The sequence below is a fragment of the Limosilactobacillus vaginalis DSM 5837 = ATCC 49540 genome, from assembly GCF_000159435.1.
Classification (GTDB): Bacteria; Bacillota; Bacilli; order Lactobacillales; family Lactobacillaceae; genus Limosilactobacillus; species Limosilactobacillus vaginalis.
Map to the genome: position 1 here is coordinate 454,427 of NZ_GG693412.1, position 12,401 is coordinate 466,827.

At 41.7% G+C, this 12,401-nt stretch carries 9 protein-coding genes; 7 read left to right on the top strand and 2 right to left on the bottom strand.

From position 1 onward, the window contains the following. Window positions 1–286: 286 nt before the first annotated feature. Window positions 287–1,534, top strand: a complete 1,248-nt coding sequence (locus HMPREF0549_RS02005) for a D-alanyl-D-alanine carboxypeptidase family protein (protein ID WP_003716593.1) — start codon at window positions 287–289, stop codon at window positions 1,532–1,534. A 123-nt stretch (window positions 1,535–1,657) separates the two neighbouring features. Here the strand turns inward: HMPREF0549_RS02005 and HMPREF0549_RS02010 are convergent, their stop codons facing one another. Both HMPREF0549_RS02010 and HMPREF0549_RS02015 read right to left on the bottom strand, forming a co-directional pair. Beyond that, window positions 1,658–2,695, bottom strand: coding sequence for an aldose epimerase family protein (locus tag HMPREF0549_RS02010; protein WP_003716594.1), 1,038 nt, complete (start codon window positions 2,693–2,695; stop codon window positions 1,658–1,660). A 108-nt stretch (window positions 2,696–2,803) separates the two neighbouring features. After that, entirely contained in the window at window positions 2,804–4,210 is a 1,407-nt protein-coding gene (locus tag HMPREF0549_RS02015) for a DUF2252 domain-containing protein (protein ID WP_003716595.1), read from the bottom strand. A gap of 184 nt (window positions 4,211–4,394) precedes the next feature. On the opposite strand from HMPREF0549_RS02015, the gene HMPREF0549_RS09715 reads away from it, so the two are divergent. The 6 genes from HMPREF0549_RS09715 (at window position 4,395) to HMPREF0549_RS02045 (ending at window position 12,279) form a co-directional block, all read left to right on the top strand. Then, complete coding sequence (locus HMPREF0549_RS09715; protein ID WP_040530941.1) at window positions 4,395–5,939, top strand: plasmid pRiA4b ORF-3 family protein; 1,545 nt, start codon at window positions 4,395–4,397, stop codon at window positions 5,937–5,939. A gap of 79 nt (window positions 5,940–6,018) precedes the next feature. Further along, on the top strand, window positions 6,019–7,062 hold the full coding sequence (locus tag HMPREF0549_RS02025; RefSeq protein WP_003716597.1) for a zinc-dependent alcohol dehydrogenase family protein: 1,044 nt from the start codon (window positions 6,019–6,021) through the stop codon (window positions 7,060–7,062). An 18-nt stretch (window positions 7,063–7,080) separates the two neighbouring features. Further along, the gene (locus HMPREF0549_RS02030; RefSeq protein WP_003716598.1) at window positions 7,081–7,674 is read left to right on the top strand and encodes a peptidylprolyl isomerase; all 594 of its coding nucleotides are present in this window, start codon (window positions 7,081–7,083) and stop codon (window positions 7,672–7,674) included. 297 nt (window positions 7,675–7,971) lie between these two features. Beyond that, window positions 7,972–9,360 carry a class II fumarate hydratase gene (locus tag HMPREF0549_RS02035; protein ID WP_040530758.1) on the top strand — a complete coding sequence of 463 codons (1,389 nt, stop codon included), beginning with the start codon at window positions 7,972–7,974 and terminating at the stop codon, window positions 9,358–9,360. Window positions 9,361–9,399: 39 nt separating this feature from the next. Next, the gene (locus HMPREF0549_RS02040) at window positions 9,400–10,788 is read left to right on the top strand and encodes a flavocytochrome c (RefSeq protein ID WP_003716600.1); all 1,389 of its coding nucleotides are present in this window, start codon (window positions 9,400–9,402) and stop codon (window positions 10,786–10,788) included. 69 nt (window positions 10,789–10,857) lie between these two features. After that, window positions 10,858–12,279: an anion permease gene (locus tag HMPREF0549_RS02045; protein ID WP_003716601.1), complete on the top strand. Its 1,422-nt coding sequence runs from the start codon at window positions 10,858–10,860 to the stop codon at window positions 12,277–12,279. The last annotated feature ends 122 nt before the right edge of the window (window positions 12,280–12,401 follow it).

Consider the following 12,401-nt stretch of genomic DNA (forward strand, 5'->3'; position numbering starts at 1 on the left):
TGAATTCCCCAGAACGCTGCAAGAATAATAAGAATAAACAAGACAACTTTACGACGATTTAACCGACGACGAGATGCACCCATAGTGAAAACTCTCCTTTAATTTGATAACATTAAACAATCATACCAGTAATTGAGTGAAAAAGGAGGAAAATTCACCTAATTATTAGGAGAATTTTAATAACTCGGAAAATGTTTCATAAAAGTTATTAAAAAGTCATCCTCTTAACATCTGAATGCGATATTATTGAGTTTGATATTTTTGAGAGAGGGATAACAATAGTTTGATGAAAAAGTTAAAAAGGGCATTAATTGCTTTTTTAGTTACTATTTTAACGGTAAATGTAGTTAGTCTGGGGTTTGCTAATTCAGCCTCAGCGGATACAACAAAGTTAAATTTAAATGCGCGGGCTGCTTACGCAATTGATGCTGAAACAGGCCAAGTTTTATACCAGAAGAATGCTAATAAAACTTACCCAGTTGCATCCTTGACTAAGGTATTAACACTAGCTGTAATTGAACAAGATGTTAAAAACCATCATTTGAGTTGGAACCAAAAAGTTAAGATTACGCCAGCAGTTGCTAAGGTTGCGAATGATTGGCATTTTTCCAATGTCCCACTAAATGCGGGGGAGAGTTACACTATTCGTCAGCTTACAGAATCAATGATGATTGTATCAGCTGACGGTAGTGCAGAAGCCCTTGCCTTGGCAGATGCGGGGAGTACCGCAGCCTTTAACAAGAAAATGCAAGCAGTCGCGAAAAAAGCGGGCGTTACCGACGCTAAAATTTATAATATGATTGGCCTAGCAAACGGTGATTTAGGCAAAAATAGCCTTAAAGGGGTCAAAAAGACGGCCGAAAATCAGTTCTCGGCTAAAGACATGGCACTTATTTCAAAGTACTTAATTGAGACATATCCTGATTCGCTCAAAATTACCAAGACTAAGATGGCTAATTTCCGGGTTAGTGCAAACCAGGAATACCAAATGATCAACATCAATTCGTTATTACCGGAAAATGGTTTTGCTCCCAAAAACGGTACGATTGATGGGTTAAAGACGGGAAATACTGATACGGCTGGTAAATGTATAATTTCAACAGGAACATTTGCTGGTCGGCGAGTAATCGTTGTGGCGCTTCATACCAAGGGCGACTGGAACGCTCAGTCAAAGGATGCTCAAAAATTCTATGAGAAATTAACTGAGATTTATCAGCCAGTTCAGTTAACTTCTTTGCGACAATTATCAAAGAACGTTCAGGATGCTCATGTGGTCCACGCCAAAGACAAACATAGTACTGGACTTGAACTAACCAAGGCAACCACGATCTGGCTTCCTAAAGGCACCGTGCTTAATCAGGTTGGGGCAAAACTGAAGATAGCTCAGGCAGATCGCTCAATGACGCACCAGCTAAAGACTCCGGTTAAAAAGGGACAGCATGTTGGCTATGTTACCCTTAAACCAACAGGGATGTCTTCAATTCAACTTCCTGTTAAGGCTACTGATAATATTAAGAAGAACGGCTGGTTTTAATGGAGAAAGATTGATTTTCACAATTAGACTCGGTAAATTCGAAAATTACTGATAAATAATTAGAGACAGGAAAAGCATTTTGCTTTTTCCTGTCTCTTCTTTTTCTTTAAAATGTTATAGAATTTAGTATTCTACGTGCCACTTAATTGTGTAGTTCTTTTCCTCGTTTGGATGAAGGGTGATGTCACCAAATTCTGGATGGTGGATAGCATCTGAAAGGGTTTGAGCTTCCATTGCAATTCCTAAGTGGGGATGAACTTCACCGTGGTTGTATACTGCTGGATCATCGGAGTTCATGGTGTACATAATTAGGGCATTCCGATCTGAGTAAAGGGTCATCTTACGACCACTTTCAGGATCTTCAAGGGTGGCAACTGGCTTGGTAAGACTTGGTTCAACTTCCCAAATATCATCAAACCCGTTTTCTTTAGTTGAAGCCATTCCTTCGAGTGCATCGCCAAGACGAGTTGGGGTGCTAAAGTCAAATGGTGTTCCTTCATTGGCTAACTTTTCTCCAGTTGGGATCTTGCCATCGTCAACGGCTAAGTGGTTCTTGGAATTGACATAGAGCTTTAATTGATTGACTGTCTTAGCACTTGCCTTAGCCATGTTCCAGTAAGTATGGTTAGTTGGGTTAAACAAAGTATCTGCATCAGATGTAGCACCAAACTTCAAGGTCAGGTTATCGTCATTGTCTAATGTGTAGGTTGCGGTAACATGAATCTTTCCAGGGAAAGTATCCATTTCTTCAGTAAGGGTGAGACTTAAAGTAATGGATGCTTCGTTATCAGTGACGTTAGTAGAATCAACATCCCAAATGTAGCTGTAGAAACCATTAGTCCCACCATGAAGCGTGTTTTTACCCTCGTTTTGTTCAACGTGGTATTCCTTACCATCAATTTCAAATTGGCCATCAGCAATTCTTCCGGCAACCCGGCCAATTAAACGGTTAGTGCAAAAACCATTGTTAGTAAAGTCATCAAGGTTTTCAGTAGTTAAGACCATATCGGCCTTACCGCCATCCTTGGTTGGCACCTTAAATGACTGTAATAGTCCAGCAAAGTCTAAGATTCCCGCTTGGACACCGTGATCATTTGTCAAAACATACTTTGTAACTGGCTTGTTTTGGTAAGTTCCAAACGGTACTTTAGTAATATTCATAATTCTATTTGCCTCCTTGAAGTAAGCGCTTCAATATTTACAGAACCTATTTTACCACAATTTAACAAGAAGGTGGTGCAAACGGTTGCATCACCTCCTTATAAACCACTATTTTGTTATTAGTCCATTATTATCCTGCAAACTATGCCGAAAATCATCAAAGTCAATGGCTACTTGTTTAGCATAGGCGTTTGTCCATTCAACGAGACCATCATCTAATGCTTTTTGTCCTTTGAGGTAACCACGAACCATTGGGGCGGTTGGGCTTTGAAAGTGGGCTATTGCTAGCAGTGTACTACAGATCTGACAGTAGAGGTTAAAACTTTCGTAATCAAGCTTATTTACTTTAATTGATTCTTTCATATCACGGAACTGACGAACATAGTAACTTCGTCCGCCAAATGATGTGCTACCAAGAAATGGATCAGAAGAAGCTTGGAGGGTTCGTTGCGCTGTGACAATTCGTCGTCCTGCTAACACGCCATTTTTAATTGCTTCTGCTGTTGGTAAACGGAGCAGGTTATAACGAAGGGGCATTGCTTCCTTAATTTGAAGAACTAAATGGCTGCCTTCGTTACCAGTGAGGAGAAGCAGGTAGCAGCGAGTCCCAAAACTACCAACGCCAACACTGTAGCGAATAATATCGGTAATGCTGAAATTGCCGAGAAAGATGCGGATGTCTTGACGTACATTATTTCGGTAATGGTTAAAGCCTTGAAGGATTTCTGCATACTTCTCTGCATTGACATGTTTAGCGCGGGGAGCATTTTCACTAAATCTTAACTGACCGTTTTCGTTAAGCTTCGTCATCTTCTTGACGATTTGCTCTGAGTTGCTTCGACTGCTCTTTTTAATAATTTTATTGAGGATTTCATTCATTTGGCTAGCACTATTGTTCAGAGTATCAATTGCGGCGATCATGTCATGAATTTCGTATGAAGAGTAGAGACGTTGGAAAAGACTCAGCTTATCATTGTGCTTAATACTATGGCGGTAGGTCTTTGTAATTAGGTGGAGAACGGAGTCAAGCTGTTCGTCGCTAAAGCCGTTTTCTTCACCAGCTAGGCGAGCACTAACCAGAAGACGTTTAAGGTCGCTTTCCCAATTGCCAATCCGTGATTCATCAAAATCATTCAGGCCAAAGATTAATTGACGCTCTGGGGAAGCATAGAAACCATAATTATTGACGTGGGCATCTCCACAAATAATCAATGGAATATGGCTTTGATACTGATCTTTAAGATCCTGTTCCATTAATTCTGCTGTTCCGCGAAAGAAAGCAAACTTGCTAGCCAGCATTCGTTCGTGACGAAGGGGCAGCAGTTCTTGAATCATTTTAGATTCTGTTTTCTTGATTGCGGCGACAGCATCACGGTGAACGGGGACAAATTCGGCTAGCTGTTCGCTGCTTACCTTAGTTCGCATTTCTTTTCCCGCTTCTTCTAACTCCTTTGCTGTTCGATTAATTTTGATTTTCTTGAGATCAAAAATATCTAGTTTACCAGAATCAAGCATCTTCGTTACTCCTTTAATATTTCACGTTTTCTTAAATTATTTTAGTAGTTTTATCCTTATTGTCTAGAATATTTGTTTTCACTTAGCCATTCTGTCACAATGGAGATAGAGGAAACGGTAGAGATAAAACGTGGGTCTGTTTGCTAAAAATAATGAATTCAAGCCCGTTTTAGAAGAAGGAGTGATGATGGTGTTAATTGCTGTTGAAAATAATGTTGCTCAGCATCTCCATGCAAATACAAGGCTAGCTGATGAACAACGGTTGATGCGCACCGATGCCTGGTCGATTAGGGTAACCGGCGATTTTATGATTGTAATGAATAACCTTCTATCGTTACCGGTGATAGTTCGTCATCCCCAGCAGTTTAGCGATCCACGGGCTTTTACCGCAACATTTAAGCGTGAGCTAATTCGGCTGCTGGAAGTTCTCCCGGTACCACGAGTTAAAGTTCGGATGATTCGTGATGCACAATTGAAACAGGTTGAATTTGTTCGGCCAGTTGTTCCTGCACTTCAACAGCGGTTGCAGATTTTTCAAAACCTGCTGACTCGGCCTGATATTGTCCAGTGGGATGATGATCCCAGTAATCCGGCAATTTCACTTGCGTTAATGAAAAATTTAAAACTGCAGGATGTCAAAACAAACGAGGTTCAAACAGCAACGGAATTGTTTGAGAATTACGTAATTAATAATTTCGCTGTTCCTGCACATCCTAAGCTTAATGAACATAATCGACGGTATCTTTATCATTCTGAATCACTCAATGATGTCATGAATGAGTCAGAAGTTAGTGAGGAGATTATTCAGGATTACCGTTCTTCACTGGAGCAACTTGGGAAGAGCGATCAAATTATCGATCGGGATACTGATTACGCAACGGATTACTTATCTTACCTTGCAGAAGACGGGAAGACGATTCTGGATGATATTTCGACAATTTATTATTACGCTTATGATTATGGCAAACGCAATAGTGAACGATTAACTACTTCAAAGTATCGGGGGATGGGAGCCGCCTTTCGGGAATTCGGTCGGTTCCTCAAGCGGCAAGCTCTGTTTGCTGATGCTGATTTTGATCAGTTTAGCCAAGCATTAAATCAAGCAATCGATAATGCAACGCCCGCTAAGGAAGGTTACCGGTTAGAGAGAATGCTGCATAGTGCAGAATCTGAGCTTGCCCGCCGGCGTTCTTCATTAAAGCATGCACACCATTACCGCAAAATTGAATATCAAATAAAAGTTGAATTAGCGGATTACCAGCCGAGTATGTGGCGACGACTTCAGTTTAGTGGCGAAACCCGGCTTGATGAACTTTGCTACTTCATTATGGCCAGTTTTGGGGCAACTGGTTCACACCTGTATAACCTTCAACTAAACAAGAAGAATTACCAATTGCCGTACCTTGATGGCGGAGAGAATATCACGCTCCACTGGTTAGGGGAGGCTCAGCAGGGTGATCGCTTAACACTTGAATATGATTTTGGTGATTCTTGGCAGTTCAATATTCTAATTGAGAAAACAACGCCAATCAGACGCTATCGACTAAGTCCGACTGAACCTAAAGTTTTAGACGGCAATGGCAAGGGGATTGTAGATGATATTGGCGGAACTGCTGGCTTGGAATTAGCTGCTCAGGATGATCAGACAATCAATAGCGGCTTCAATGCTAACCAGTTACAAAAACAATGGTTTGCCTTAACAGCAGAAATTGCTAAACAGTATCAATAATTTTATTGTTTATTAATTCACAAATATACAAAAAGGACTACAATAGTTTACAGAAAGCTAATTAAAAGAGGTCTTGAAGATGATTAATCAAGTTGAGATTCCAAAAACAATGCGTGCATGGGAAGTAACCACTCCCGGTCCAATTGATGGTGAAAATGCTCCATTAAAGCTTGTTACTAAGCCAGTTCCAAAGCCACAACGCGGGGAGGTCTTAGTAAAGGTCCTTACTTGTGGTGTCTGTCATACTGATTTACATGTGGCAGAAGGCGATTTACCGGTTCATCATGAGCACGTTACCCCTGGACACGAAATTGTCGGTAAGGTAGTTGCTTTTGGACCCGAAACACAACGGTTTGAACTAGGTGAGCGGATTGGGATTCCGTGGTTCCGTCATGCATGTGGTGTTTGCAAGTTCTGTCGTTCCGGTCATGAAAACCTATGCCCGCATTCAGTTTATACCGGCTGGGATCATGATGGTGGCTACGCTGAGTATGTTACCGTACCGGAAGGATTTGCTTACCGGATTCCCGAGAAGTTTGATGATCTAGAAGCAGCGCCATTATTATGTGCTGGAATCATTGGTTATCGAGCTTATGAACGGGCTAATGTCCCTGCAGGTGGCCGTTTAGGTTTATATGGCTTTGGCGGTTCTGCCCACATAACAGCGCAAATTGCATTAGCTCAGGGAGTAGAAGTCCACGTCTTTACTCGGGGTGCTGATGCTCGAAAGTTTGCTCTTCAGCTTGGCTGTGTTTCTGCTAAGGGCGCATATGATCTTTCGGATGTTCCGCTAGATTCGTCAATTATTTTTGCTCCAGTAGGGGACATCGTTTTGCCAGCATTGGAAAGCTTAATCCCAGGAGGAACGTTGGCGATGGCAGGAATTCATATGTCAGATGTTCCAACCCTGAACTACCAAAAACACCTCTTCCATGAAAAGACGCTAACGAGTGTTGAAAGTAATACTCGTCGTGATGGGGAAGAGTTCTTAACATTAGCCGATCGTCTTAATATTCATCCTGAAGTTACCGAATACCCGCTTGAAAAGGCACTTGATGCATTGAAATACGTTAAACGTGGTGATATTAAGGGCGCTTGTGTGCTCAGAATAAGTCATGAGTAAAATGAAGGAGGAAATTAGATGCAGTATCCACAATTAGAGCTTGCGTCTGTGAAGGGACCGCAAGCAACAATTAAAACAAACCTTGGTGAAATTAAAATTCAATTATTTGAGAAACAAGCACCAAAGACCGTTAATAATTTTGTTCAATTAGCAGAAAAAGGTTACTACGATGGGGTAATCTTTCACCGGGTAATTCCTGATTTTATGATTCAGGGAGGAGACCCAACCGGAACAGGTCGTGGTGGTAAGAGCATTTACGGCAAAGCCTTTGAGGACGAATTCTCTGATCAATTGTTTAACTTTACCGGGGCGCTTTCGATGGCTAATGCTGGCCCAAACACCAATGGAAGTCAGTTCTTTATTGTTTCTAACGAACATGTACCGGCTAATATGATTGAACAAATGAAGGTTGTCGGTTATCCTCAAGAAATTATTGACCATTATGCCAAGGTTGGCGGTACTCCATGGCTAGATCATCGGCACACCGTATTCGGTCAAGTAATTACCGGGATGGACGTGGTCAAGAAAATTAGTCAAGCTAAGCGTGATAGCATGGATAAGCCGAAGAAAGATATTGTCATGGAAAAAGTAACGATTGATAAGAATAACTAACAACAAAAATTAGCTGATTCTGTCTAATAACTTTGTGATTTTAATCTTAATAGCAATAAAAATCTAGTTAGTTTTTTGAGAAAAATTGACTAGATTTTTTGTTTATCAAGTTTGTGAAAATAATTCGATGGTTGGTTACAAAGTCAGTAATAATCAATGCTCGGGAAATTATTATAAGTGAAAATTATAACATTCTAAAGGTTTGACTATGGATATTATTCCGCGTTAGGATAATAGTGTAATTGATGTGTATTTTTTCACAAACAGACGATTTTTTAGACAATGGAGGCTTTTACAATGACAAAATACCGTACTGAAGAAGATACTCTTGGTCCAGTTCAAATTCCTGCAGATGCATTATGGGGACCACAAACAGAACGGAGTCGAAACAACTTCCCAACTGGTCAGTATATGCCATTAGCCATTATTCGTGCTTTATTGAACATTAAGAAGGCAGCTGCCCAAGCAAACATGGAAACAAATGCTATTTCTGAAGAAAAGGGTAACTTGATTGTTCAAGCAATTGACGAACTCTTAGCTTTGAGCGATGAAGAATTACGTAAAGACTTCCCATTGAAGGTTTACCAAACTGGTTCTGGTACACAAACCAACATGAACACCAATGAAGTAGTTGCTCATAAGGCTCACCAACTTAACCCTGACATCGAAATCTTACCAAACGATGATGTTAACAAGGGGCAAAGTTCTAACGATACCTTCCCAACAGCAATGAACGTTGTTGCTTTGGAAGCTCTTGATAAGTTGAAGCCAGCTGTTCAACACTTGATTGACGAATTAAAGGCAAAGCAAGATAAGTACATGAAGACCGTTAAAGTTGGTCGGACTCACTTGCAAGATGCTGTTCCATTGACTTTCGGTCAAGAACTATCAGGATACGTTGCTGCGCTTGAACATGATCTTGATTACATTAAGACTCTTGAACCAACCCTAAACGAATTAGCAATTGGTGGAACCGCAGTTGGTACCGGATTGAACGCTGCTGAAGGGATGCCAGAGAAGATTGCTGAAAAGCTTAGTGAAGTATACGGCTTAAACTTAACAGCCGACTCAAACAAGTTCTACGGCTTAGCTAACCACTCTGGATTAGATGTTGTTCACGGTGCATTGAAGAGCTTAGCTGCTGATATGTTCAAGATTGCTCAAGATATTCGTTTCTTGGGTTCTGGTCCACGTGCCGGCTACGGTGAATTAAACATTCCAGCTAATGAACCTGGTTCATCAATCATGCCTGGTAAGGTTAACCCAACTCAAGCTGAAGCGGTAACGATGGCTGCTTTACGGGTATTCGGTAATGATACTGTTGTAACAATGGCATCATCACAAGGTAACTTTGAAATGAACGTTTATAAGCCAGTATTAATTGATGCCTTCCTTGAATCAGCTGACTTATTGACTGGTACAATCATGGGCTTTGCTGACAAGATGATCCATGGCATGACCGTTAATGAAGAACGGATGGAAGAATTAGTTGATAACTCACTCATGACTGTTACTGCATTATCACCACACATTGGTTACCACGACAGCGCCAAGATTGCTCAAGCTGCTGATAAGGCAGGAAGCACTTTGAAGGAAGCTGCTTTGAAGTCTGGCAAGGTAACCGAAGAACAATACGATGAATGGATGGACATGCTCAAGATGACCAACGTTGATCGTAAGGACTAGGGTTAAAGCTAACTAAATATTGAAAGGAAGAACTACGTAATGGCAGAATTTCAACCAACATCTGTTGGCAAGTTAGAAAACGACTATGACGTTGTAATTATTGGTTCTGGTGGAACTGGTCTTTCAGCCGCTATTCAAGCAAATGAATTGGGGATGAAGGTTGCCGTACTTGAAAAGGAAGAAGAGCTTGGTGGGAATACTAACCGTGCTTCTTCTGGAATGAACGCTGCTGAAACCAATGTTCAACTTCACCATGGCGTGATTGATAACGTTGCTGACTTTTATCATGAAACATATAAAGACGGTGGCCGGCTCAACGATAAAGATATGTTAGGCTACTTCGTTTACCATACTGCTCCAGCAATTGACTGGTTAGCTGATCATGACATTAAGCTTGATGATATTACCATTACTGGTGGAATGTCTAAAAAACGGACCCACCGTCCAGCAAGTATGGCGCCAATTGGTGGCTTCTTGGTAAAGAGCTTATTGAAAGTTGTTGCTCAAGAAGATATTCCGGTATTTAACAAGACTAAGGTTACCGAATTACGGCGAGCTGATGATGGTCGCGTAAATGGCGTTAAGGTTGATGCTGACGGGATCACTAAGATTATTAATGCGAAGGCTGTTATTTTAGCTACTGGTGGCTTTGGTGCTTCAAAGGAATACATTAAGCGGTTCCGCCCAGATCTTGAAAGCTACAAGACAACCAATCAACCGGGTGCTACTGGTGACGGCTTGAAGTTAGCTGAAAACGTTGGTGCTGAATTAATGCAAATGAACCTGGTTCAAGTCCACCCAACGGTTCAGCAGGATAATCCCCACGTTTACCTGATCGGTGAAGCAGTCCGTGGTGAAGGCGCAATTCTAGTAAACGCTGAGGGAAAGCGATTCGTTAACGAATTGAATACCCGGAAGATTGTGTCTAATGCAATTACAGCCTTACCAGAACACAGTGCCTACTTAATTCTTGACCAAGGAATTCGTGATCACGTTAAGGCAATTGAATTATATGACAAAGTTGGCTTAGTTGTTCATGGTGAAACGATTGAAGATCTTGCAAAGAAGATTAATGTGGATCCAAGCAACCTAAAGCAAACCGTTGCAACTTGGAATCAAGCGGTTGAAAACCATGATGATGCTGAATTCGGTCGGACAACGGGGATGGATCGTGGCATTACTAATCCAGGATTCTTCGCTATCCACATTGCACCTGCTATTCACTACACAATGGGTGGTATTCACATCACACCAAAGACTCAAGTGCTTGATGGTAATGGTGACATTATTAAGGGACTCTTCGCTGCTGGTGAAGTAGCTGGTGGTCTTCATGGTAACAACCGTGTTGGGGGTAACTCCATTGCTGAAACGATCGTCTTTGGTCGTCAAGCAGGTCAACAAGTTGCGCTGTACGCACGGAGTTTGTAAACAAATAGCAACAGTTGGTGGTGAGAACCACCGCAAGCAATTATTACTATTTAATTAAGGGACGGAAAGATGAAAAAATTAGAAAGTGTAAATTATAAGGGGTTCATTTGGCCTGTTATCGTTGGCCTAATCTTATGGTTTATGACCCCAATTAAGCCGGCTGCAGTTCCGGTTGCTGGTTGGCATATGTTTGCCTTATTCGTTGCAACGATCATTGCATGTATTACTCGACCATTACCAATTGGTGGGGTATCAATTGTTGCGTTTGCTTTAACGGTATTGACAAAGACTGTACCAATGGAAAAGGCAATCGTTGGTTTTGGAAATGCTTCTATCTGGATGATCGCAATGGCATTCTTCATTGCCCGTGGATTTATCAAGACCGGACTTGGTCGGCGGATTGCATTGAACTTTGTTAAGGCCTTTGGTAAGCGAACACTTGGCTTAGCTTATTCACTGATTGGGGTTGACCTAATCTTGGCACCAGCTACTCCAAGTAACACTGCTCGTGCCGGTGGTGTTTTATACCCAATTATTGAATCATTATCACAATCATTTGGATCAGATCCAAAGAAGGGCACCTCGCGGAAGATTGGTTCATTCTTAATCTTCGCTGAATACCATGGTGACATGATTACCGCCGCAATGTTCATGACGGCGATGGCTGCTAACCCGCTAGTTCAAACTCTTGCTAAGGGTAATGGTGTTAACGTTACCTGGGTTGGCTGGTTCTTAGCTGCTTTGGTACCAGGTGTTATTTCATTAATCGTTGTACCATGGCTGATCTACAAGATGTACCCGCCTGAAATTAAGGAAACACCAAACGCCAAGCAATGGGCTGAAGATCAGCTTTCAGAAATGGGACCAATGACTCTCCCTGAAAAGTTGATGGCCGTAATCTTTGTATTGGCATTAGCTCTCTGGATTGTTGGTAGTTTTATTGGTGTCGATGCAACTTTGGCTGCCTTCATCGCATTAGGCTTGCTTCTCTTAACTGGGGTCCTCAGTTGGCAAGATGTTTTGCATGAAACCGGTGCTTGGAACACATTGACTTGGTTCTCTGTTCTGGTTATGATGGCTGGTTCATTAACAAGCTTAGGATTTATTCCATGGTTGAGTAAGGCTGTTGGTAGCTCACTTCACGGAATGAACTGGGTATTAGTATTAATCATCCTGATTGTGGTTTACTTCTACTCCCACTACCTTTTTGCTAGTTCAACTGCCCACGTTACTGCAATGTACAGTGCCTTCTTGGCAGTGGCAATTTCTGCTAATGTTCCACCAATGTTAGCTGCTTTGATGCTTGGGTTCTTCGGTAACTTAATGGCATCTACCACCCACTACGCTTCAGGCCCTGCACCAGTCCTCTTCGGTTCTGGTTACGTTCCACAATCCAAGTGGTGGTCACTCAACTTTGTCCTCGGGATCTTCTACATCGTCGTTTGGATCGGTATCGGAAGCCTCTGGATGAAAGTACTGGGAATGTGGTAATTAAATAGAGTGCCTTCGCTCCAAAGAGTTTCCGGAAAGCTAGCAATTTCTCCTGACGAAGGCGTCTTGCGCCTAAAGAGTGAACCAGAAAACTTGTTTTCGTCTGTGAACCTTCACAAGGC